General features: G+C 40.3%; 20 protein-coding genes and 1 pseudogene. 9 read left to right on the forward strand and 12 right to left on the reverse strand.

The genetic code is table 11. From position 1 onward, the window contains the following. Nucleotides 1-28: 28 nt before the first annotated feature. From F565_RS0111425 to F565_RS0111445, 5 genes and pseudogenes are all read right to left on the reverse strand, one after another. Nucleotides 29-646 (reverse strand): YiiX/YebB-like N1pC/P60 family cysteine hydrolase, encoded by a 618-nt coding sequence (locus F565_RS0111425; RefSeq protein WP_020213364.1) that lies wholly within the window; start codon nucleotides 644-646, stop codon nucleotides 29-31. A gap of 115 nt (nucleotides 647-761) precedes the next feature. Beyond that, nucleotides 762-1,457 (reverse strand): tRNA pseudouridine(55) synthase TruB, encoded by a 696-nt coding sequence (gene truB / locus F565_RS0111430; RefSeq protein WP_020213365.1) that lies wholly within the window; start codon nucleotides 1,455-1,457, stop codon nucleotides 762-764. Between the two features lie 3 nt (nucleotides 1,458-1,460). Further along, nucleotides 1,461-2,276 (reverse strand): undecaprenyl-diphosphate phosphatase, encoded by an 816-nt coding sequence (locus F565_RS0111435; protein WP_020213366.1) that lies wholly within the window; start codon nucleotides 2,274-2,276, stop codon nucleotides 1,461-1,463. A gap of 81 nt (nucleotides 2,277-2,357) precedes the next feature. Continuing rightward, nucleotides 2,358-2,591, reverse strand: a pseudogene (locus F565_RS21530) (DUF3098 domain-containing protein); the annotation flags it as partial. 129 nt (nucleotides 2,592-2,720) lie between these two features. After that, on the reverse strand, nucleotides 2,721-3,593 hold the full coding sequence (locus tag F565_RS0111445; protein WP_020213368.1) for a cell division protein FtsX: 873 nt from the start codon (nucleotides 3,591-3,593) through the stop codon (nucleotides 2,721-2,723). A 210-nt stretch (nucleotides 3,594-3,803) separates the two neighbouring features. Between F565_RS0111445 and F565_RS0111450 the strand changes: the two genes are divergently transcribed. Further along, nucleotides 3,804-7,487: a class I tRNA ligase family protein gene (locus tag F565_RS0111450; protein ID WP_020213369.1), complete on the forward strand. Its 3,684-nt coding sequence runs from the start codon at nucleotides 3,804-3,806 to the stop codon at nucleotides 7,485-7,487. 307 nt (nucleotides 7,488-7,794) lie between these two features. Then, nucleotides 7,795-8,496 (forward strand): zinc metallopeptidase, encoded by a 702-nt coding sequence (locus tag F565_RS0111455; RefSeq protein ID WP_020213370.1) that lies wholly within the window; start codon nucleotides 7,795-7,797, stop codon nucleotides 8,494-8,496. Between the two features lie 355 nt (nucleotides 8,497-8,851). Here the strand turns inward: F565_RS0111455 and F565_RS0111460 are convergent, their stop codons facing one another. After that, on the reverse strand, nucleotides 8,852-9,322 hold the full coding sequence (locus tag F565_RS0111460) for an Lrp/AsnC family transcriptional regulator (protein ID WP_020213371.1): 471 nt from the start codon (nucleotides 9,320-9,322) through the stop codon (nucleotides 8,852-8,854). A gap of 129 nt (nucleotides 9,323-9,451) precedes the next feature. Beyond that, on the reverse strand, nucleotides 9,452-10,822 hold the full coding sequence (locus F565_RS0111465) for a saccharopine dehydrogenase family protein (protein ID WP_020213372.1): 1,371 nt from the start codon (nucleotides 10,820-10,822) through the stop codon (nucleotides 9,452-9,454). A gap of 111 nt (nucleotides 10,823-10,933) precedes the next feature. On the opposite strand from F565_RS0111465, the gene F565_RS21535 reads away from it, so the two are divergent. Beyond that, on the forward strand, nucleotides 10,934-11,320 hold the full coding sequence (locus F565_RS21535) for a DUF423 domain-containing protein (protein ID WP_020213373.1): 387 nt from the start codon (nucleotides 10,934-10,936) through the stop codon (nucleotides 11,318-11,320). 79 nt (nucleotides 11,321-11,399) lie between these two features. Then, nucleotides 11,400-13,001, forward strand: a complete 1,602-nt coding sequence (gene pckA / locus F565_RS0111475; RefSeq protein ID WP_020213374.1) for a phosphoenolpyruvate carboxykinase (ATP) — start codon at nucleotides 11,400-11,402, stop codon at nucleotides 12,999-13,001. 481 nt (nucleotides 13,002-13,482) lie between these two features. Here the strand turns inward: pckA and F565_RS0111485 are convergent, their stop codons facing one another. From F565_RS0111485 to F565_RS0111495, 3 genes are all read right to left on the reverse strand, one after another. Further along, nucleotides 13,483-13,878 (reverse strand): hypothetical protein, encoded by a 396-nt coding sequence (locus F565_RS0111485; RefSeq protein ID WP_020213376.1) that lies wholly within the window; start codon nucleotides 13,876-13,878, stop codon nucleotides 13,483-13,485. A 276-nt stretch (nucleotides 13,879-14,154) separates the two neighbouring features. After that, nucleotides 14,155-14,904: a uroporphyrinogen-III synthase gene (locus F565_RS0111490; protein WP_020213377.1), complete on the reverse strand. Its 750-nt coding sequence runs from the start codon at nucleotides 14,902-14,904 to the stop codon at nucleotides 14,155-14,157. A gap of 18 nt (nucleotides 14,905-14,922) precedes the next feature. Beyond that, nucleotides 14,923-15,585 carry a DUF4271 domain-containing protein gene (locus F565_RS0111495; RefSeq protein WP_020213378.1) on the reverse strand — a complete coding sequence of 221 codons (663 nt, stop codon included), beginning with the start codon at nucleotides 15,583-15,585 and terminating at the stop codon, nucleotides 14,923-14,925. Between the two features lie 105 nt (nucleotides 15,586-15,690). On the opposite strand from F565_RS0111495, the gene F565_RS0111500 reads away from it, so the two are divergent. The 4 genes from F565_RS0111500 (at nucleotide 15,691) to F565_RS0111515 (ending at nucleotide 19,119) form a co-directional block, all read left to right on the forward strand. Further along, a complete protein-coding gene (locus F565_RS0111500; protein ID WP_020213379.1) occupies nucleotides 15,691-16,413 on the forward strand; it encodes a polyprenol monophosphomannose synthase in 723 nt (240 codons plus the stop codon). 7 nt (nucleotides 16,414-16,420) lie between these two features. Then, nucleotides 16,421-17,764 carry a dihydroorotase gene (locus tag F565_RS0111505; RefSeq protein ID WP_020213380.1) on the forward strand — a complete coding sequence of 448 codons (1,344 nt, stop codon included), beginning with the start codon at nucleotides 16,421-16,423 and terminating at the stop codon, nucleotides 17,762-17,764. A 111-nt stretch (nucleotides 17,765-17,875) separates the two neighbouring features. Continuing rightward, nucleotides 17,876-18,256, forward strand: a complete 381-nt coding sequence (locus F565_RS0111510) for a DUF4296 domain-containing protein (protein WP_020213381.1) — start codon at nucleotides 17,876-17,878, stop codon at nucleotides 18,254-18,256. 11 nt (nucleotides 18,257-18,267) lie between these two features. Next, complete coding sequence (locus F565_RS0111515) at nucleotides 18,268-19,119, forward strand: carboxypeptidase-like regulatory domain-containing protein (RefSeq protein ID WP_081621335.1); 852 nt, start codon at nucleotides 18,268-18,270, stop codon at nucleotides 19,117-19,119. A 6-nt stretch (nucleotides 19,120-19,125) separates the two neighbouring features. Here F565_RS0111515 and F565_RS0111520 read toward each other — a convergent pair whose 3' ends face one another. Continuing rightward, nucleotides 19,126-20,136 carry an NAD-dependent epimerase/dehydratase family protein gene (locus F565_RS0111520; RefSeq protein ID WP_026300014.1) on the reverse strand — a complete coding sequence of 337 codons (1,011 nt, stop codon included), beginning with the start codon at nucleotides 20,134-20,136 and terminating at the stop codon, nucleotides 19,126-19,128. A gap of 128 nt (nucleotides 20,137-20,264) precedes the next feature. Here F565_RS0111520 and tyrS point away from each other — a divergent pair, with 128 nt between their 5' ends. After that, nucleotides 20,265-21,563 carry a tyrosine--tRNA ligase gene (tyrS, locus tag F565_RS0111525; RefSeq protein WP_020213384.1) on the forward strand — a complete coding sequence of 433 codons (1,299 nt, stop codon included), beginning with the start codon at nucleotides 20,265-20,267 and terminating at the stop codon, nucleotides 21,561-21,563. Between the two features lie 55 nt (nucleotides 21,564-21,618). Here tyrS and F565_RS0111530 read toward each other — a convergent pair whose 3' ends face one another. Further along, the gene (locus tag F565_RS0111530; RefSeq protein ID WP_026300015.1) at nucleotides 21,619-22,599 is read right to left on the reverse strand and encodes a LuxE/PaaK family acyltransferase; all 981 of its coding nucleotides are present in this window, start codon (nucleotides 22,597-22,599) and stop codon (nucleotides 21,619-21,621) included. Between the last annotated feature and the right edge of the window lie 45 nt (nucleotides 22,600-22,644).

The raw sequence follows: 22,644 nt of genomic DNA on the forward strand, positions 1-22,644 counted from the left end.
ACTGAAAACTGTGACTGCGACTGAAAACTTAAATCTTTCCCACTATCTCAATCTTATCACTCGTAGATATTCCACCGGGATTACAACCGGGCTGGCCTTCGGGAATTGGTTTGCCTATTTGTTTGTAATAATCTACCCATGCCGGAAAAAACCCGTTAGTGCCGGGTTGCTTATACGTCATAGGGAATAACTCAAAGAAAGGCTTGCCATTATTTGCTTCTTTAAACGCATCATATATCAGTTCAGAGCAATAATAGCTACCATTATCATAAACGTACTCATCATCATAAGGTACACCCATTTGCTTTAAAGAGAATGCTATGGCAGGGTTAATGAGTTTGCGGTATTGCTTCTTTAACCGGCCCACATACATGGGCTTTTTTGTATTCTTAGAGAATTTTTCAAGAGTAGATAGCCGTACCGCATTCCCCGCAGCTTCTATAATAAATAGGGTGTCATTGCGATGATATACCATGCCCATGTGGCTAAAGTCGTGGCCGTTGTAGCCTTCGGTAACCGCTTCTATAGCGTCGCAAAGCGGGCCGCAATCCATATCCTGAAAAATAAGGTCGCCATCCTTTAGCTGGATTTTGTTTTGAGCAAAAAGGGAAGCATATCCAAACAGGAAGATAAGTATATATTTCATAGTACAAAGCTGTATTTGGTTGCTACAGTTACTGGGTAGTAAATCATAACACAATAATCTAACAAATTCAATCGTTGCTTAATTTGCGAAAATTTGTGCAATTCGTGGCTAAGGGTTATGGAGTAACGCCCTCTTCAAAAGCATCAGGAGTGATAGCGCCTTCAACAGAGAATACCCCGATTTTTGTACGACGCAAAGCCGTTAAATGTGCCCCCGATTGTAATGCTTCGCCAAAATCATTCGCCAGTGAGCGTATGTAGGTACCCTTGCTGCATACCACCCTAAAATCAACTTCGGGTAAAGCTATGCGGGTAATTTCGAATTCGTGAATAGTAGTTTTTCTAAAAGCGATCTCTACTTCTTCACCTTTACGGGCATGTTCATAGAGGCGTTTACCATCTTTTTTTATAGCAGAAAAAATAGGCGGTTTCTGGTCTATTTCGCCTAAAAATTGCGGGATGGTAGCGTGTATAAGTTCTTCGGTAATATGCTCTGTGGGGAACGTTGCGTTTACTTCGGTCTCCAGATCGTAAGATGGGGTAGTGGCACCCAGGTAAAACGTACCCGTGTATTCCTTTTCCATACCCTGCAGTTCGCTGATGCGCTTGGTAAATTTACCGGTACATATAATAAGCAGTCCGGTAGCCAATGGGTCGAGCGTGCCGGCATGGCCCACTTTTATTTTTTTTAGGGCAAGGTGCTTTTTAAGGCTCCATTTTACCTTATTCACTGCCTGAAATGAGCTCCAGGTAAGTGGTTTATCTATAAGTACAATCTGGCCTTCGGTAAATTCTTCTGGAGTAGTAGGCAATGGTTATGCTTTATTAGTTACAAAATAAGCCAAAAGTGCAGCGCCAACAATTATGCGGTACCAGCCCCAGGGCTTAAAGCCGTATTTTTTAATGATGCCGATAAAGCCTTTTATGGCAATAATGGCTACTACAAAAGCAATAACATTACCTATAAGGAACAGCTTTAGGTTATCTGCCTCCATAAGTAATTTATAGCCTTTTACCTCGGCGTTTTCGGGCCCATATCCTTTAAGGAAAATAGAATATACAGTAACGGCAAGCATGGTAGGTACAGCAAGAAAAAATGAAAATTCGGCAGCAGCTTCACGGGTTAGTTTTTGTTGCATACCACCTATAATAGAGGCGGCAGAACGGCTTGTGCCCGGCATCATGGCAAGGCATTGCCAAAAACCTATGGTCACCGCTTTTTTAATACTGATATCTTCTTCCTTAAATACCGTTGGGTTTTTAAAAAAGTTTTCAATAAACAGTAAAACAACACCACCAATTATTAATACAATGGCAATAGGTATAGGATCGCCCAGCATTTCATCAATAGGGTCGTCTAAAAGTTTGCCTAAAACTAATGCGGGGATTACGGCGCAGGCAAGTTTAATGTAAAAGTTAAGTCGGCTAAAATCAAAGAATTTTCTCCAGTACAATGCCACTACGGCAAGTATGGCACCAAACTGAATGGATACCTGGAAAAGTTTTACAAACGGATCGTCCTGTATACCGTAGTACGAACTTGTAAAGATCATGTGTGCGGTGCTCGAAACAGGAAGGTACTCGGTTAGTCCTTCAATAATTGCAATGATAATGGCCTGATAAAACTCCATGTACTATTTATTGTTTTTAAAGTTTTTAATAGCTCTGTCTTCCGGGAAAGTTTCAGCGGTACTGGCAGTAGCTAACGCTGGGTTAGGATTTTTAAGAATGGCATAAATAGTAACGCCAAAACCTATAAGCACCACAGTAGGCGCAAGGCGAATTCTCTGGAAGTTAAATATAGCATCGCTAAATACAGCAGGGTCGTCGCTGCCGCCACCGGCCATTAATATAAAGCCAAGTGCAATAACACCTAAGCCAATAAGTAGTATTTTGTAATTTACCTTTTCAAAAAGGAAATGCGTTTTTATTTCGTTGTTTTCCATGGTACTTAGTTTTTTCCTCACCCCCAGCCCCTCTCCAAAGGAGAGAGGAGGAGCTACGTGTTATGTTGTTTGTTAGTCTATTATCTAATGTCTCTTATCTATTATCTTACATTTAAAAATCCAAAAGATCTAATAAAGATCATCCGTCCTCAAGTTCAGGAATCGTTGTGTAGCAAAGAAAGTACTTATAAGCGCTATGATGATGCCAAAGGCTAAAACCCCGCCAAGTACAATAGCGGTAGGAATCCAGTCTTCCCAAATGTTAAGCATAGGGAACGCGCCATCCAGCCAGTATACAAGGTAAATAAGGGCACCGATAGAAAGCAATGCGCCATACAACCCAAGCTTGATACCCTTCCATATATAAGGCTTACGTATAAACGATTTTGTTGCCCCCACCATTTGCATTGTTTTTATGGTAAAGCGGTGCGAAAATATAGACAGCCTTAAGGCGCTGTTTATAAGCAGCATCGCTATGAATGCTAATACACCGCTAATGATAAGTATCCAGAAAGTTATTGTTTTAATATTCTCGTTGGCAAGGTCTACCAATACGTTATCATAGCTAATGTCGCCCACGGCAAGGTCAGAGCGCAGTTCAACTTCAATTTTCTTGATGCTGTCAGCCTGCACGTACTCACTGTTTAAGTGGATATCGTAGGAGTCCAGTAACGGATTTTCTTCTAAAAGTGTTTCAGAACCCTGCATTAAATCAGGATTGTTTTTGGCAGCATCTTCTTTAGATACATATTTGCTGTCTTTCACATAGCCGGAATTTGCCAGGCGGGTACCAAAAGCTTTGGTAATACTATCGGTAGCATCGCGCTTAAAGTATACCGTCATGGGTATGTTCTCTTTTACGTAACCGGAAATTTTATCGGTATTAATAACAAACAGCCCCAGCGCCCCCAGCAGGGTAAGCACTATAAAAATACACAGCACAACGGAAAAGTACGATGAAATTACCCGTCGTTTCTGGAATTTTTCAAAAGATGATGCCATAAGTTTTTTAATTTAGGCGTAAAAATAAATAAACTATTTCTTTCGGCATAGTTTATAACGGGCAAAGTTTTGACATTCGTACAATAAGCGTAAATTTGTTTTTTTTAAGAGGGGCTTAGCTTCTGAGGTGCTTAGTGCCTTAGAGGTGAAGATAACTCCTAAATACTATATCTAAGAACCTAAGAACCTCAGCACCTAAGAAACTGAAAAATGAGATACGACCACAAACGAATTGAAGACCACTGGCAAAAATACTGGGCAGAGAACGGCACATTTCAGGCCGAAGATAAATCAGACAAACCAAAGTACTATGTACTCGATATGTTTCCGTACCCAAGTGGGGCGGGTCTGCATGTGGGCCATCCGCTGGGCTATATAGCATCTGATATTTATGCCCGCTACAAACGCCACCAGGGTTTTAACGTGCTGCACCCACAGGGATATGACAGTTTTGGCCTTCCGGCAGAACAGTATGCCATACAAACCGGGCAGCACCCCGCTGTAACTACCGAGGCGAATATAAACCGCTACAGGGAGCAGCTGGATAAAATAGGCTTTTCGTTTGACTGGGACAGGGAAGTGCGCACCAGCAGCCCCGAATATTATAAATGGACACAGTGGATTTTTATTGAACTGTTTAACTCATGGTATAACAAGAACAGTGATAAGGCAGAGCATGTTGATACCCTTATTGGCATTTTTGAAACCGAAGGTAACGCCAATGTAAATGCCGTAAGCGATGACAACATTGCTGTATTTACTGCTGCCGACTGGAAAGGCTACACCAAAGACCAACAGGAAAAGATAGTATTAAAATACAGACTTACCTACCTTGCCGAAACCGAGGTAAACTGGTGCCCGGCACTGGGAACGGTTTTAGCTAACGACGAAATTGTAAATGGAGTATCAGAACGTGGCGGCTACCCGGTTATTCGTAAAAAGATGACCCAGTGGAGTATGCGTATTTCGGCGTATGCCGAGCGTTTACTAACCGGCCTTGACACCATAGACTGGACCGAATCGCTTAAGGAAAGTCAAAGGAACTGGATAGGTAAATCGGTTGGGGCATCGGTGGTGTTTAGGGTAATTGATGGCCTCACCCCCGACCCCTCTCCAAAGGAGAGGGGAGCGAGCTCCACTCCAGGATATCAGACTGCGGATAAAACCATTGTAGCTGCGCTTGTTGAACATGGTAAGAATAACCGTAAAGATGCAACCCAAGCTGAAGCGTTACTATGGGAGGCATTACGAAATAAGAATTTAGGGTTTAAATTCAGGAGACAACATGCCATTGGAAAATATATTGCTGATTTTGTTGCTCTTGAAAAGCGTTTGATCGTTGAAGTTGATGGTGGATATCATAACAGTTCAGAACAAAATGAACTTGATGAAAATCGTACTTTAGAACTGGAACAAAAGCATTTTTTTAAAGTACTTAGATTTACTAATGAACAAGTCACAAATGATATTAATAGTGTCTTAACCAATATACGAATTGCCTTATCCAACAGAAAATCTTATAAAGTTGATGATGATTTGAGTGATGCTCCCCCCCTCTCCAAAGGAGAGGGGCTGGGGGTGAGGCCTGAAGAAAAGGGGAGGACTTCCTCGTTTGAGGAGAATACTCAAGACGGCCTTACCATCAACCAAAACGGCAACCCGTCTATACTTGAAGGCTTGGGGCTTAAAGACTTCTTTGAAGACATTACCGATGGTTTTGAAGATCATTCAGCAGATGCGAATTATACCATAGAAGTATTTACAACGCGCCCTGATACCATATTTGGGGTAACGTTTATGACGCTTGCACCGGAGCATGACCTTGTGGCTAAAATAACAACGCCTGCCCAGAAAGCAGCAGTGGAAGAGTATGTACAGGCTACGGCGAAACGCAGTGAGCGTGAGCGTATGGCCGATGTAAAAACCATATCAGGGGTATTTACAGGGGCGTATGCCGAACATCCTTTTACTAAAGAACCTATCCCGGTGTGGATAGGCGACTACGTACTGGCCGGTTACGGTACCGGTGCCGTGATGGCTGTTCCTGCGGGTGACCAAAGGGATTATGATTTTGCAAAGCATTTTGGCATCGATATAAAAAACATTTTCGACGGACAGGATATCTCTGTAGAAGCTTACGGCGCGAAAGACAATGTGAAGCTACAAGATTCTGATTTCCTTGATGGCGCCAATTATAAAGAGGCGACCAAAAAGGTAGTTAAAGCTTTAGAGGGTATACAACAAGGAAAAGGCAAGACCAATTATCGCCTGCGCGATGCTGTTTTCAGCCGCCAGCGTTACTGGGGCGAACCGTTCCCGGTATATTATGTAAACGGAAGTCCGCAGTTGATTGATGTGCAGCATTTACCCATCCGCCTGCCGGATGTAGAAAAATATTTACCTACCGAGGATGGCCAGCCACCATTAGGCAACAGCCGCGAGTGGGCCTGGAGCATTACCGAAAACAAGGTGGTAAGCAATGACCTGATAGACGAAGTAACCGTGTTCCCTCTGGAACTTAACACAATGCCGGGCTGGGCAGGTAGCTCATGGTACTGGCTGCGTTACATGGACCCGCACAATAACGATGCCTTTGTAAGTAAAGAAGCCGAAGATTACTGGCAGGACGTAGACCTTTACATAGGCGGCAGCGAGCATGCTACGGGCCACTTGTTGTACAGCCGTTTTTGGAATAAGTTTTTAAAAGACCGTGGCTTTGTAAAAAAAGAAGAGCCTTTTAAGAAGCTGATTAACCAGGGAATGATATTGGGAACATCTGCGTTTGTTTATAGGCTGTCTGTTGGTAGCTCAGGAAATAACAATGAATTTGGCTTGGATGATGTTGGAGCAAATTTAGATGGTCTTTTGATATCTTACTATTATGTAAAAGAATGTATAAATATTTTTGAGAAATCTAAAGCTGACAAACATTTTAGAATTAGTTTTAAAAGAGATGGAGTATATGTTGGGGCTAAAATTGGTAATAATATTTTAGAAAATTTATCACAAAAATTATTTTCTTTAACAACATCAAATACAACGGCTATTCACATTGGTATAGATTCATTTCAAAAATTACACGTTGATGTTTCATTTGTAAATGCATCAGATGAATTAGATATAGAAGCATTTAAAGAATGGAGATCAGATTATAATGATGCTAAATTCATTACAGAGGATAACGGTAAATACATTGTAGGTCGCGAAGTTGAAAAAATGTCCAAGTCTAAATACAACGTGGTAACACCCGATTTGATCTGTGAGCAGTACGGTGCCGATACGCTTCGTTTGTACGAAATGTTCTTAGGTCCGTTAGAGCAGGCCAAACCGTGGAATACTGCCGGTATTACAGGAGTATCAGGTTTCCTTAAAAAATTATGGAAGTTGTATTTTGATGATAACGGACTTATAGTAACCGCTAACCCGGCTACGCCCGAAGCACTTAAAATACTGCACCGCACTATTAAGAAAACGCAGGACGATATCGAGAATTTCTCGTTCAATACATCCGTAAGTGCCTTTATGATCGCGGTTAACGAGCTTACAGCCATCAACTGCCATGAACGCAGTATACTGGAGCCGTTGTCTATATTAATTTCGCCTTATGCACCTCACATTGCAGAGGAGCTTTGGAAACAATTAGGCCACCAGACGAGTATCTCTACAGTGCCGTTCCCGCATTTTAATCCGGAATACCTTGTAGAGAGCAGTAAAGAATACCCTGTATCGTTTAACGGTAAGATGCGCTTTAAGATAGAACTGCCTATGGATTTAACCATAGAGCAAATTCAGGAAGCCGTTATGGCCGATGAGCGTACTATACAACAGCTTAACGGGCAGCAGCCTAAAAAGTTTGTAATCGTTCCGGGTAAGATCATTAACCTTGTGGGGTAATAATGATTTAAGAAACAATTTTTACCACATAGATACATATGCTAATTTTGAGATAAGGTTAGATAGAAATGAATTTTATATAGGCAGGATAATGAAGTGTAGCTTCAACTATGTTTTTCTTTCAGGAAATAACTAAAACCTATAAATCTATGTGGTAACTTTTAAACACAAATGTGTCTGCAAAATAATTTATGGCAGGATTTTTATCTGTAATAAATAATATGACAAAATAACATAACTAAAGCCAGTCTGTAAAGATTGGCTTTCTTTTTGCTATATACTTAGTATCTCAAAATAAAAAACAACCATGTTAGGATATTATATACTTATCGGGCTTATAGCTTTAGTTAGCTTTGCGGTAAGCTCTAAATTAAAAAGCAAGTTCGAATTTTACTCCCGCGTGCACCTGCGCAACGGAATGAGCGGTGCTGAGATCGCCCAAAAAATGCTGACTGATAACGGCATCTATGATGTGCGCGTTATTTCGACCTCAGGCCGTTTGACAGATCATTATAACCCTGCCGATAAAACCGTTAACCTTAGCGAAGCCGTATATAACCAGCGCAATGCAGCCGCAGCCGCAGTTGCTGCCCACGAGGTAGGCCATGCTGTGCAGCATGCCACAGCTTACAATATGCTGAAATTACGTTCTAATTTGGTGCCTGTTGTTAATGCCACATCGGGCTTATCGCAATGGCTTGTAATTGGCGGACTGGTATTAGGTGCTGCATCGGGTTTGGGCTGGGGTTATTACATAGCTTTAATAGGGCTTGTGTTTATGGCATTTGCCACGATATTCAGCTTTATAACACTGCCTGTAGAATATGATGCCAGCAACCGTGCCTTAGCATGGTTAAAAAATAAAAATATGTTAACCCAACAGGAATATGCCGGTGCCGAAGATTCTTTAAAATGGGCAGCACGTACGTATGTGGTAGCTGCTATAGGTGCAGTAGCGAGTTTACTGTACTGGGCACTTCAGGTTTTTGGAGGCCGTTCCAGGGATTAAAAACCCTGTCTATATATAGAAGGAAAAAACCGCTTTGGCATTTTTGTCAGGCGGTTTTTTTGTGGGTTGAATAGAAGGGTTTTACCACAATGAATACCAAAGTTTTCTGAGGAACACAAGGTGTTATTTCGCGTAAGGTGATGACAATACAATAATGTTTGACCATTTGAGGGTCAGTAGCCGTGTAGTTTTAAGCAAGAGTGAAGCTCAATCTAAAATCTAAAATTGAAAATCTGAAATATTACTCTTATTCCGTAGGGCGATGCCCCACGCTATTATGTGCGACCCTTTCAGGGTCTGGCGTAATGTAATTAAGATATGAGTGTAGCTCAATCTAAAATCTAAAATCTGAAATCTACAATTGTATCTGCCTTTCAATTTGTTGTTCCAGCGATATAAATGTTTCCGTACGCGAAACGCCGTCTATAGGCTGTATCTTCTTGTTTAGCAACTGCATGAGGTGTTCATTATCACGGCATATCATTTTTATGAGGATAGACCAGTTACCGGTGGTGTAGTGGCATTCCAGCACTTCGGGTATTTTGCGGAGTTCCTTAACCGTTTCGGAGTTGCTTGAGGCTTTATCCAGGTAGATACCCACAAATGCCATGGTGGTATAGCCCAAAATACGGGTGTTCACTATAAATTTAGAACCTGCTATTACGCCCGCAGTTTCCAGTTTGCGCAGGCGTTGGTGAATGGCGGCACCGGAAATCCCAATTTTACTTGCTATTTGTAATATGGGCTTTCTGGCATCTTCCATAAGGTAACGGAGTATCTCCTTATCAATGCCGTCTATTTCTATTTGTAACGAATTTATTTTCATGGCTTACAGTTTGTAAGTCAAATATAATAATAAGTTTTGTTTAACCACGAATTACACAAATTTCACTAATTATTTAAAAGAAGTTATACCCGTCAATAAATTTGTGTAATTCGTGGTAAAAAAAAACACTTAACTCGCCACGTTTTGAGGATTGTAACCCATATAAGGCACGTGTTTTTCATGAAACACAACACCAAATTCTTCAAGCTCTTTAAGGATAGGGGTATACACCTCACGGTTTATAGGCAGCTGAACTCCCGGCGTAGTAATATTACCATTAAGTATTTGCAGCGCAGCAATTGCAACCGGCAAGCCTACCGTTTTAGCCATTGCGGTATACGTTTGGTCGTCGCCAATGCACACCATGGTGGCATCTATCTGTTTGGTTTCACCGTTAAGCTCGTAACCAAATTTGTGGTACATCACGATCATGTCTTTATCGTCGTGGTTTAGTGTCCATTTGTCAGATAATATTTTTTCCAATATCTGGGCGGGGGTAGCGTCGCGCAGCCCGACTATCTTGTTAGGGTTAAAGAGGTCCAGTTCTAATAATTTATCCCACTGTATATCATCCTGGTCTATCTTAAGCACGTGCCTTAGTTTAAGTTCAACCGAATCTGTAGGGTGGTAGGGCAGGAACGAATTGGTAAATTCGCGGTAGCTCATCTTTTCACTGTTCTCCATAACATACGTATCATCTGTCATACCCAGGGTAACAAACATATTCCACGATTTAGAAAAGCCCACACGGCGCAGGGTACCCCGGTATAGCGTAAGCACATCGTCAAGGCCATAAACGCTGCGGTATTTAAGCGAGTCACGGTTAGCATAGCCTTCAAAACGGCCATAGCCCTCTACATGCATAAACTCGGTACGCCTGAATAACTTGTTGTACGGTATATATTTATACGTGCCTTCCTGTATAAACTTGGCAGTACCGCCCTGTCCTGCAAGTACCACATTGCGTGGATTCCAGGTAAATTTATAGTTCCATAGGTTATTGTCGCTTTCGGGGGCTACAAGCCCTCCGCAAAACGATTCAAATAATTTTACCTTACCACCTTTATCCCTTATTTCGTCTAATATCTTCATGGCGCTCATGTGGTCTATGCCCGGGTCAAGACCTACTTCGTTCATAAAAACAAGGTTATTGGCAATAACCAGTTCGTCCAGGTTTTGCATGGCGGGGCTAATGTAAGATGCCGTAACCATGTGCTTTTTGTAGGTAATACAATCTTTAGCCACCTCATAATGCAGGTGTGCGGGCAGCATAGATATAACAATGTTAGCACGGCTTATCTCTTCATGGCGCTGTGTCTCGTTAAAAATGTCAAAAGCAATGGCGCGGGCATTAGGATGGCCATTGGTTTTACGTTCGGCAAGCTCGGCAGAGAGGTCGCCTATAGTAAGGTGCAGTTGTTCTGATTCTGACTTGTTTAGCAAATATTGTATTAGCGATGATGCCGAACGGCCGGCACCTATAATAAGTATATTTCTCATGACAATGTTTAAAATTGTAACACGAAAGTAGTAAAACGTTATATTATATTACATTTTTATAAGGTTAAATCTTGCAGAGTTTATAAATTTACATCATTAAAATTATTAAAAATGGACAGGAAAGTTATCGCAACCGCAGCAATATTAGGCATTATAGCAATTGCCCTTGGGGCATTTGGCGCACATGGACTGAAGAAATTAATTTCGCCCGAATCGATCATTGTTTTTGAGACAGGGGTTAAGTACCAGATATACCATGCGCTTTTTTTATTGTTCGTGGGCAGCACAAATCTAATTACCGATAAGGCTAAAAAAACCATACTTACATTAACAGTTACCGGTGTTGCATTCTTTTCGGTTTCTATATATTTTTTAGCATGTAATACACTTTTTTCATTCGATTTTAAGAAAATTGGCTTCATAACTCCAATTGGAGGATTACTATTAATATCGGCTTGGTTAGTGTTATTTTTACACATAATTAAGCGAAAAGGATAAAATTATCGTAATATGTTAGGTGTTGGTTGATAATTAGTATATTTGCACTCAGTTATCAACCCAACTTAACCCAAAGATTATGGATAATTACGCTCTTTTTACGAAATCGATTTCGCTGGAAACCCTTGGAATCAAAGGCGCTTCCGTGCATTACCAGTTAACTCCTGCAGAGCTTCACCGTATATGTGTTGCAAAGGGGCAGGGAGCAGAAACATCTACAGGGGCACTTGCAATTAACACAGGAGAGTTTACAGGACGTTGCCCTCAGGACCGCTTTATTGTTGAAGATGCTATTACCGCAGACAAAGTATGGTGGGGAAAGGTAAATTTGCCTTTTGATAGTAAAAAGTTTGATGCGCTTTACAATAAGGTAACAGCATATCTTAGCAATAAAGAAGTTTACGTGCGCGATGGTTACGTATGTGCAGACTCTAACTACAGACTTAATGTAAGGGCAGTTACAGAGCATGCATGGAGCAACCTGTTTTGCTACAACATGTTTTTGCGCCCAAACGAAAATGAACTTGACGATCTTACTGCCGACTGGCATGTTATATGTGCACCGGGCTTTAAGGCAGACCCTTTGATAGATGGTACACAAAACCCTAATTTTGCCATTCTTAATTTTACCCGTAAAATTGTGCTTATAGGGGGCACCGGTTATACGGGAGAGATTAAAAAAGGTATATTTTCTGCGCTTAATTTCCTTATGCCTGTTTACAATAATACATTGCCTATGCACTGTAGTGCAAATGTTGGCGAAGACGGCGACACTGCTATATTTTTCGGACTTTCGGGTACCGGTAAAACTACACTTTCTGCAGACCCTGCACGTAAGCTTATAGGTGACGACGAGCATGGCTGGACGCATGAAAATACTGTATTTAATTTTGAAGGCGGCTGTTATGCCAAGGTTATAAACCTTACCGATGAGCATGAACCGGATATTTACCGTGCCATTAAAAAAGGGGCATTGCTGGAAAATGTAACCTTTAAATATGGTGGCTATGAGGTAGATTATACCGATGTTTCTATAACGCCGAATACGCGTGTAAGCTATCCGTTAGATTTTATTCAAAATATACAGCCGGGCTCTATAGGGTATAACCCCAAAAATATTTTCTTTTTAAGTGCCGATTCTTTTGGTATACTGCCTCCTATCTCTAAATTAACTGCCGGGCAGGCGGCGTACTACTTTATATCTGGCTATACAGCTAAAGTTGCCGGTACAGAGGTGGGCGTTAAAGAGCCTCAGCCTAACTTCTCAGCCTGTTTTGGCGCTCCGTTCATGCCATTGCATCCCGCTAAGTATGCAGAGATGCTTATTAGCAAAATGGAAGAAACAGGCGTTAATGTATGGCTTATTAATACAGGTTGGACCGGTGGCGGTTATGGCACCGGCGAGCGAATGAAATTAAAATACACCCGTGCTATGATAACTGCTGCTCTTAGCGGGCAGCTGGTAGATGTGGATTATATTAAAGATGAGTTCTTTGGACTTGCAGTACCGCAAAGCTGTCCTAATGTGCCCGATGAGGTACTGAACCCAAGAGATACCTGGGAAAGTAAAAAAGCGTATGATAAAAAAGCAAAAGAATTAGCCGGAGAATTCAGGAAAAATTTTGCTAAATTTGAGTCGTTCTCAAATGAAGAAATTATTGCCGGCGGTCCGTTGGCATAATTGTGAATTTTAGAATAGATGTTTTTGGAAAGGCTGCCCGGGGACGGGCAGCTATTTTTTATACAATTGTTGCCAATGAAAATAAACACTACATCTAATGTAATCATAACTACATATCTTTTAGCTGAGATATTTCTGTTGCTATTTGTCGGGGCTTATTTTTTAATTTTGACAAACATAGCCGATTGGGAAATATTTGCTTATAATTTTTATGGAAGCATGGTTATATTTGGTTTATCATGTCTAACCGCTTTACTGTTAAGGTTTATCTTTAAAATTAGTAGTAATGTTGTGGTTAGTATTTTATTATTTATCCTGCCAGAAATCATTGGATGGTTCATAACAAAAGATTCGTTGTACCTGTCGGTTTTCAAAAATGACACCTCATATATTTTAATATATCCGTTTAGTGTATTGATTGCTTTCACAGCAGTTGCGATACTTGCAAAAAACAGTAAATGAGTTTTTTTGCATTTAGTTTCTATATAAATTTATAGCCCAAACCGAATGTCCATATCATTCTGTCCTTAGAGTTATAGCCGTAATAAGGTGTTATCAGCATCCAGTTTCTATATTCTACAATAGGCGATACGGCCAGCCTTGGCTGTGCTTTTCTATCCATTATTAGTAATGAAGGGAATGCCCCAACACCTACTTTAAAATTCTTCGTAAATTTATATTTAAGGCTTGGGCCACCCACGTTTATGCCAAATGCTTTTGTGCCGTAAGATACAGCCAGCATACCATCAAAACCTGCCTCTACATTTTTTATGGTTTTTTTGTCTGTGTTGTTTGTAGTGGCAGCTTCCTGCGACCAACATGATATAGAAAATAAAAGTGCAGCCGCAAGAGCTGTTTTAGTAATTTTTTTTCGCATAAATAATTAGGTCGTTTATAAAGCCCTCAAAATATTTTTGGGCGTAATATGATTTTGGCGCGAAAGTAAAATTTATAAAACAACAGTAATATTCCGGCTATAAAATATGTTGTAAAACTGCGGGATTTTGTAATGAAATGGCTTGCTTTGAGAGTGAGGCGAGTGTGGCTTGAAGTATAATAAACCTGCCTTACTAATATAGCGTTACGTGTTTTTAAACAAATAAAGCCACTCCCGTGTGGGAGCAGCTTTTATATATCTGTAAAAAGTAAAGTATTATTTTCCCTTATTAGCTTCGGTTATATATTTTTCTAATGCCATAGTCATACTCGGGGTGCCGGGTGCGGGTGCCATAATATCTACACGCAGGCCGTGCTCCAGGGCTTCTTTTTGCGTTGTATTACCAAAAACAGCAATACGGGTTTCGTTTTGTTTAAAATCAGGAAAGTTTTTAAATAACGATTTTATACCTGTAGGGCTAAAAAAGGCAAGAATATCGTAGTAAACATCCTTAAGATCGGTAAGGTCGCTCATTACGGTACGGTAAAATGTACCGGGTGTCCAGTCTACTTTCAGGCTGTTAAGTACCTGTGGAATATCCTCATTTAATTGCTCAGATGACGGTAGCAAAAATTTCTCGTCTTTATATTTTTTTATAAGGGGAGATAAATCCACAAAATCTTTCTGGCCTACATAAATTTTCCTTTTGCGGTACACCACATATTTTTGCAGGTAAAAGGCAATAGCCTCGCTCTGGCAAAAATACTTTAATGTTTCAGGCACCTTGTAACGCATTTCTTCGGCTACGCGAAAAAAATGGTCAATAGAGTTCTTGCTGGTAAGAATAATGGCTGTGTAGTTATTTAAATCTACTTTTTGTGCCCTTACATCCTTAGCGCTTACACCCTCTACATGGATAAATGGCCTAAAATCTACTTTTACTTTTAGCTTATGCTGAATTTCGAAGTATGGTGAATTTTCTACTTTAGGCTCCGGCTGCGAAACCAAAATTGTTTTCACTTTCATATTGTAACTGTTGTTTAACTAACTGTTCGTAAACCAATAATACATGAAATAATAGGGTGCTATTTCAAGTGCGCAAAGATACAAAATAAAATAAAACAATTTCGCCAGTATCAACTTTTGATAAATTCTCAGCGAAACGAGGTATGAAATAACGGTTGCGGCTATAATTATGGCTAAAATTAAGTATAATAAAATGCGGGTAGGGGCAATGTTATAAAATAAGATAACATTTATAGGCAAAAGCAGCAGGCCTATGTATGCCCTGTAATTTACTTTATGCAGGTTAAACTGCTCGCTAAATTCTTCTATACTAAAGGCGGTTGCTATAATTTTTTCTATTAAAAATTTTGCAAGAATAAAAAATGCGACCACTGTAAAAAGCTGTATAAACGATATGCCGCCGGATTTTACCAGGTTAAAATAGCTTAATACAAATTGCAGCAGGAATGAGTAAGAAATTACCTGCACAAAAAAGAACGAAATGGTAAACCAGCTTAAAAGGTTAGATGTGTCTTTATATATTTTGGTGTACTTGTCGCTAAAGCCAAGTTTAATAAATTCGGCAAAACGAGCCTCAAAAACCGATTTGTTTACGGCAACCACAGCAAAGCAAAACACAAAGAGAAGGGTTGCCCAATCTTTTGCGCCAATAATACGTTCTTGTAATACCAGATATTGCATACTGCAAAATTAGTGTTTTTTCAGGATGCAGTAATCAATTATAATTTAATTATGTTTTGTGCGTTAAGAAATACACTACTTTTGCACCAAAATTCGCCCTGTCCCATGAGTGAAGGAATTGTAATAATCCCTACATACAACGAGATTGAAAATATAGAGACGGTCATTAAGGCTGTTTTTTTACTCGAAACACCTTTTGACGTACTAATTGTAGACGATAACTCGCCTGATGGTACCGCTCAAAAAGTGCGGGAGTTACAGGCAGAATATCCAGGTAAGCTTAACCTCGAGGTTAGGGCAGGCAAGGCCGGCCTTGGTACTGCTTATGTACACGGTTTTCACTGGGCCATAAGCCGTAAATACGAGTATATATTTGAGATGGATGCCGATATGTCTCATAATCCTAACGATCTCGAAAAACTGCAGGCCGCCTGTAAAAAAGGTGCCGATGTTGCCATTGGGTCCCGTTACAGTAATGGCGTTAATGTGGTAAACTGGCCGCTAAGCAGGGTATTGCTTTCTTATTTTGCATCGGTATATGTAAATATTATTACCGGTATGGAAATTAAAGATGCCACTGCAGGTTTTATATGCTACAAGCGTAAAGTGCTGGAGAGTATAAACCTCGACAGGATAAAATTTGTAGGCTATGCTTTTCAGATAGAAATGAAATACAGGGCTTACGTTAACGCTTTTATAATTGAAGAAGTGCCCATTATATTTACCGATCGTACCAAAGGGGTATCTAAAATGAGTTCAGCCATATTTAAAGAAGCCATTTTTGGCGTTATAAGGCTAAGAATAAAAAGAATGCTAAACCGACTATAACAATATAATGAACAGGATACTAATAAAGAATGCCAAAATTGTAAATGAGGGTACAATTTTTGAAGGCGATCTTTTTATAGAGGATAAATTTATAAAGGAAATAGGCGAAAAAATAAGTCCTAAAACCGGAGATTGTGTAATAATTGATGCCGAAGGAAGCTTTTTAATTCCGGGTGCCATAGATGACCAGGTACATTTTCGCGAACCGGGCCTTACCCATAAGGGCACCATTGAAACCGAAAGCCGCGCTGCCGTGGCAGGAGGTATAACATCTTACATAGAACAGCCTAATACGGTACCTAATGCGGTAACGCAGGAGCTGCTGGAAGATAAATACAACAGGGCTGCAGGAGTATCGTTTGCTAACTACTCATTTATGATGGGCGGTACAAATGATAACTTAGAAGAGGTGCTTAAAACCAACCCTAAAAATGTAGCCGGTATAAAATTATTCCTGGGTTCATCTACAGGTAATATGCTGGTAGATAATACCGAGGTGTTAGAAAAAATATTCAGCAGTACAAAAATGCTTATTGCTGTTCACTGCGAAGACGAGGCTACCATACAGGCTAACCTTGCCAGGTTTAAAGAAGAATATGGCGATGACATCCCTGTGAAATTCCATCCCGAAATTCGTAGTGCAGAGGCTTGTTACATATCATCATCGCGTGCGGTAGAACTTGCTAAGAAAACGGGGGCAAGGCTTCACGTTTTCCATGTTTCTACGGGTATCGAGACTGATTTGTTTACCAATAAAATTCCGCTTGAGGATAAAATGATAACGGCAGAAGTGTGTGTGCACCACCTGTGGTTTACCGATGCCGATTATGCTACTAAAGGCGCTCTTATTAAATGGAACCCGGCTGTAAAATCGGCTGCCGATAAAGACGCGCTATGGAAAGCACTGCTTGATGACAGGATTGATGTTATTGCGACCGACCATGCACCCCATACACTGGAAGAAAAGAAAAACCCTTACACATCATCTCCATCCGGAGGTCCGTTAGTACAGCATGCTGTGGTGGCCATGTTTGAGGCGTATCATCAAAAGAAAATATCTGTAGAGAAGATTGTGGAGAAAATGGCCCATAACCCGGCTAAGATCTTTAAAATAGAAAAGCGTGGCTTTATACGCGAAGGGTATTATGCCGACCTTGTTATTGTTAACCCGGGACTGCCGTGGAATGTTAAGAAAGAAAATATTTTATATAAATGCGGCTGGTCTCCGTTTGAAGGGGTTAACTTTAAATCGAGGATAAGCCATACGTTTGTAAACGGGCAACTGGTTTACAATAACTTTAAAGTAAAAGATATACGATCTGGCGAACGCCTTTTGTTTAACAGGGAGTAATTATATGATACTACAAGCCGGGCGTTGCCCGGCTTTTTTTATGCCAAATAATACCTTGATAGTGCAGTTGGTAAAATAGTTTTATAGATTTGTATAAAATAACCTGGTAACATGAAAAAACTGCTGCTTATACTTTTATGTGTTTTAGCATTATCCTGCGATAGCCACACGGCACCAAAGCCCGAACATCTTTTAGCTAAAGATGAATTGGTAAACGTGTTATATGATATTGCTTTGCTGCAATCTATAAAATCGTTTCAGCCTGCTGTGTTAGATACTAACAATGTAAATGCCCATACTTATATTTATAAAAAATATAAAATTGACAGCCTTACTTTTGCGCAAAACCATGCTTATTATGCTTCGGATATCGAAGACTATGAAAAGATAGAAAAAGAGGTGTCTAACCGCATACAGCAAAAAAGGGATGAGCTAACACCTAAAAAAGATATAACTGCCACAAAGAAATCTAAAAAAGACAGCATTAAATAATTACTTACGGTATGGCAAAAATATTGTTTCTGGCGTGTTTCTGTTTATTTTATAATGTGTCTTTTAGTCAAAACAAAGTTATTTGCAGCAGTGATACTAAAAAGCCAGTGCCCTATGTAAATATATGGATAGATTCGCAATTAGGTACTACAGCAAATGAGCAGGGAGCTTTTAGCCTGCCGGATACTGCCAGTAATACAATTGTTAGGTTTAGTTCTGTGGGGTATAAAGATAAAGTGCTTAACGCAGCCGAGCTTAAAGACACGGTTTTTTTAAATCCCGAAATTTACAAGCTTAATAATATTGATATTTATGCCCAAAATAAAAAAAGCGTAAAGTTAGGGAAGCTTAAAAACTCCGGACGCGAGGTTTGTGTTACACCTCCCTATGAAATGAGGATGATAGGAAGGAGCTTTATGTATAAAAAAGAATATGCAAATACAAAATTTATTAAATCAGTATCTGTTAAAACTTTTGCTGAAATAGATAATGGCGTGCTGAATTTACAATTTTACAGCCTTAATGAAAATGGCGAGCCAAAAGACCGCATTTTTAATCAGAACATTATTTTTTCGGTATCCTCAGGAGATAACAAGGCCAGTAAGATTGATGTATTAAAGTATTTTATAGAGTTTCCTGAGAACGGAATATTTGTGGCAGTAGAAAATTTACTCCTTGACCAAAACAAGTATCCGTTATATTATAAAACTAAAGCTGATGAGATTAAAGAAATCATAATATACGAACCACGTATTAAAGTAACTGATTTATCAGGTGCTCCTGATACCTGGACATTTGATGGAAAAACATGGCTGCTTAACCTGAAAAACCATATGATCATGCAACTCGAATTAAGTAATTAACTATAATTACTTATGCTTCGAGGCTGTAAACCTTTCGCACAAATCTTTAATGTAAGGTTTTAACGGGGTAAAATTATAGCCTAATGCTTCCTGTATTTTACTGATATCATATACATCAGTCGCATGGCTGGATTGTGCCATGCTGCGGGTTAGTAAGCGTTTCCTGCCTGATAGTTTACTTACCAGCCAGTCTACCCGCCACCCTATAGAAGTTAGTAAACGTGTAGCGTGTATAGACGGTTTAGCTTTTTTGAGGCCTGCAGCAACATCATCCAGCATTTCTTTATAGGTAAGGTTTTCGGCAATTAAAGTATAGCGTTCGCCGGTAATATCGCTTTGCATTAATAAAACCATGCAATTAACCACATCTTCTACAGCTATAAAACCGCATTTGCCCAATGTATAAAAATATTGCCCCTTATTTACCGTGCTTAGTATAGCGCCGCTGCCCTGGTGCCAGTAGCCGTAGCCAAAAATAACTCCGGGGTTTACCACCACCACATTAAGGCCCTCCTGCCAGGCACGCCACACTTCCATCTCTGCGCCATACTTACTAATGGCATAGTCGTTATGGCTTTTTTCGGGGTTCCATTCGGTTTCTTCGCTAATAGTGCCGCCATCCTGAGTAGTATCTCCAAGTGCCGCAATAGAGCTTACATGGCAAAACTTATGTACGCCAAAAGCCAGTGCGCAGTTTACCATATTTGCCGTGCCCTCTATGTTTACTTTGCGCAGCTGTTCTTCTTCCTTAGGGTTAAAGGTTATAAAAGCAGCACAATGGTATACATGCGTAATACCTGCAAAAGCAGCTTCGAGCGAAGGGATATCGAGAATATCGCCCTGCACCCATTGTATGGTGTCAAAAAGAGGTTCTTTGCCGTAATGGGTAAAAAGATTCTTTGTTTTGGTAAGGGTATCTGCATTGCGGTATAGGGCACGGATATTTTCGCCGGCTTCTAAAAGCTTAAGCAATAAATGTGCGCCTACTAATCCTGTTCCGCCGGTAATTAATATCATAGAAACAAATTTAGGCATCAAAAGAATATAATGTTTACCCATAGGGAAACTTTATTGCAAATATTTACAGATGTATAATTGCTTTATGTTTTCACTTTGTATTTTTGCAACCGTATTAAAAATAGAACATGAAAAATTTTGTAGCCGAATTGCAATGGCGTGGCATGGTGCACGACATTATGCCGGGAACCGAGGAACAACTGCTTAAGGAAATGACAACAGCCTATATAGGTTTCGACCCAACGTCTGACTCTCTGCACATAGGCAGCCTGGTGCCCATTATAATATTAAAACACCTGCACAACTATGGCCACAGGCCTATTGCCCTTGTGGGTGGTGCAACCGGCATGATAGGCGACCCATCGGGCAAAAGCGATGAGCGCAACCTGCTGGATGAAGCTACACTAAACAAAAACGTAAACGGTATTAAAACCCTGCTTTCGCGTTTTCTCGATTTTAATTCGGCCGATGCCAATGCTCCCATACTTGTAAACAACTACGACTGGATGAAAGAATTTTCGTTCATAGGGTTTGTGCGCGATGTGGGCAAGCGTATTACCGTGAACTATATGATGGCGAAGGACTCTGTTAAAAAACGCCTTACGGGCGAAGCAGGATCGGGCATGTCGTTTACAGAGTTTACCTACCAGTTAATTCAGGGTTACGATTTTTACCATTTGCATAAAGAGTACAACTGTTTATTGCAGCTTGGCGGCAGCGACCAGTGGGGCAACATTACTACGGGTACAGAGCTTGTGCGCCGTATGAATGGCGAGGGTGCAAAGGCGTATGCCATGACCTGCCCGCTTATTACTAAGGCAGACGGTTCTAAATTTGGGAAATCCGAAGGTGGTAATGTATGGCTTACCGCCGATAAAACATCGCCTTACAAGTTTTACCAGTTTTGGGTAAAAACCAGCGATGCCGATGCCGAAAAGTATATTAAGATATTTACCTTTCTTCCGGAAGAAGAAATAAATACTTTGATAGAAGCACACAAAGAAGCGCCACATTTAAGGCAGTTGCAAAAAAAGCTTGCCGAAGAAGTTACAACATTTGTACATGGTGCTGAATTGCTTGAAGAAGCAATACGCAGGTCTGATTTTGTGTTTTCTAAATACAACTACGAGCAGTTAAATGCAGTAAGCGAAGACTTTTTTACAGATATTTTTGGTGAATTTTTTCATGCTGAAATAACTCATGAACAATTAAACGGCGATATTGATATTGTGGAATTGCTGGCTGATGTTACAAAGATATTCCCATCGAGAGGAGAAGCACGAAAAGGTATAGTGGCTAATGCCGTTGCCGTAAACAAAGAAAAAATTACTATTGACTATAAACTATCTGATAAAGATCTGGTTTTAGGCAAATACATACTGGTACAGTTTGGCAAAAATAAATCGTTTGTATTAACGGTTAAATAATGAAAGGAGCTTTAGGGCTCCTTTTTTATTTTTGCATGACAATCTAATATCCAGTTTAAAATACCATTAGGTTGCAGCCCCTTATATCGCTGTTATCAAAACGGCCCAGGACTTCAAAAGACTGGTTAGGGTATTTTTTGCCAAGGTCCTGTGTGGCTATAAAAGAGCAGGAATTAATGTTGGCAAGGTCTATAACATTTATACCGCCGGTTTTGCCGTAGTCTATATATGTTAAGGCATCTTCGGTATCGCGGATTAGGATATCCATCCATGGTGGGCATTCAAAAATACCATCACGAAGAGAGTAGGCCTGCGAGAGCAATTCCGTCATTCCGTATTCCGAATGTATTTTGCTTACGCCAAAACCGTTGCAAAGCACTTCGTGCAATTCCTCCCGAATCATTTCGCGGCGGCGGCCCTTCATACCGCCTGTTTCCATGATTATGGTATTCTTAAGGTTAAAGTTTTGCTTTTCTATAAGGTCGAGCAGGGCATACGTAACGCCTATTAACAATACGTTCTGTCCGGCGTTATCCAGTTGGGTAAGTTTGGCTATAAGTTCGTCGTAGTTGTGCAGGTAAAAGCCGCTGTCAGGGTTATTAGAGCCTTGTATAAGGTCTTCCACCATGTATATGAGCGACGACCCTTCGCGCTGCAGGTATGAGGGCAGGAGGGCAAGAACGGCATAGTCTTCTATGTTGCCATAAAACTGCGAAAATGCCAGCCGAAAACTCTGCTCGTAATAATCAGTATCAGTTACTAAGTGCCTGCTGGTAACCATTCCGGTTGTGCCGCTGCTGGTAAAGGTTACTTTAACAGGATCTGCGGTGCTTACAACATCGTGCGATTTAAAAAACTGTATGGGCAGGAAAGGAATGTCCCTTACTAATTTTACATTGTTTTTATCCTTGTTTAAAAAACTGCAAAAATCGCGATATACCTTATTGTTATCATACTGATGACGAAACACTTTAAGCGTAGTTTTTTCGAACTCTTTTTTAGAGGCAATGGTAAAAATATCGGTAGTGGTAAGCAAAGCAAAAAGTTTTAGCAAAAGTACAAATAAAAAGCATCCCCTGTT

Origin of the sequence: Flavobacterium rivuli WB 3.3-2 = DSM 21788 (genome assembly GCF_000378485.1) — a bacterium.
Taxonomy (GTDB): Bacteria; Bacteroidota; Bacteroidia; order Flavobacteriales; family Flavobacteriaceae; genus Flavobacterium; species Flavobacterium rivuli.

What these genes read in the sequence shown, in the direction of transcription:
- F565_RS0111425 (WP_020213364.1), bottom strand. Translation starts at nt 646, where the DNA reads ATGAAATATATACTTATCTTCCTGTTTGGATATGCTTCCCTTTTTGCT.
- F565_RS0111435 (WP_020213366.1), bottom strand. Translation starts at nt 2,276, where the DNA reads ATGGAGTTTTATCAGGCCATTATCATTGCAATTATTGAAGGACTAACC.
- F565_RS0111445 (WP_020213368.1), bottom strand. Translation starts at nt 3,593, where the DNA reads ATGGCATCATCTTTTGAAAAATTCCAGAAACGACGGGTAATTTCATCG.
- F565_RS0111450 (WP_020213369.1), top strand. Translation starts at nt 3,804, where the DNA reads ATGAGATACGACCACAAACGAATTGAAGACCACTGGCAAAAATACTGG.
- F565_RS0111455 (WP_020213370.1), top strand. Translation starts at nt 7,795, where the DNA reads ATGTTAGGATATTATATACTTATCGGGCTTATAGCTTTAGTTAGCTTT.
- F565_RS0111460 (WP_020213371.1), bottom strand. Translation starts at nt 9,322, where the DNA reads ATGAAAATAAATTCGTTACAAATAGAAATAGACGGCATTGATAAGGAG.
- F565_RS0111465 (WP_020213372.1), bottom strand. Translation starts at nt 10,822, where the DNA reads ATGAGAAATATACTTATTATAGGTGCCGGCCGTTCGGCATCATCGCTA.
- F565_RS21535 (WP_020213373.1), top strand. Translation starts at nt 10,934, where the DNA reads ATGGACAGGAAAGTTATCGCAACCGCAGCAATATTAGGCATTATAGCA.
- pckA (WP_020213374.1), top strand. Translation starts at nt 11,400, where the DNA reads ATGGATAATTACGCTCTTTTTACGAAATCGATTTCGCTGGAAACCCTT.
- F565_RS0111485 (WP_020213376.1), bottom strand. Translation starts at nt 13,878, where the DNA reads ATGCGAAAAAAAATTACTAAAACAGCTCTTGCGGCTGCACTTTTATTT.
- F565_RS0111490 (WP_020213377.1), bottom strand. Translation starts at nt 14,904, where the DNA reads ATGAAAGTGAAAACAATTTTGGTTTCGCAGCCGGAGCCTAAAGTAGAA.
- F565_RS0111495 (WP_020213378.1), bottom strand. Translation starts at nt 15,585, where the DNA reads ATGCAATATCTGGTATTACAAGAACGTATTATTGGCGCAAAAGATTGG.
- F565_RS0111500 (WP_020213379.1), top strand. Translation starts at nt 15,691, where the DNA reads ATGAGTGAAGGAATTGTAATAATCCCTACATACAACGAGATTGAAAAT.
- F565_RS0111505 (WP_020213380.1), top strand. Translation starts at nt 16,421, where the DNA reads ATGAACAGGATACTAATAAAGAATGCCAAAATTGTAAATGAGGGTACA.
- F565_RS0111510 (WP_020213381.1), top strand. Translation starts at nt 17,876, where the DNA reads ATGAAAAAACTGCTGCTTATACTTTTATGTGTTTTAGCATTATCCTGC.
- F565_RS0111515 (WP_081621335.1), top strand. Translation starts at nt 18,268, where the DNA reads ATGGCAAAAATATTGTTTCTGGCGTGTTTCTGTTTATTTTATAATGTG.
- F565_RS0111520 (WP_026300014.1), bottom strand. Translation starts at nt 20,136, where the DNA reads ATGATATTAATTACCGGCGGAACAGGATTAGTAGGCGCACATTTATTG.
- tyrS (WP_020213384.1), top strand. Translation starts at nt 20,265, where the DNA reads ATGAAAAATTTTGTAGCCGAATTGCAATGGCGTGGCATGGTGCACGAC.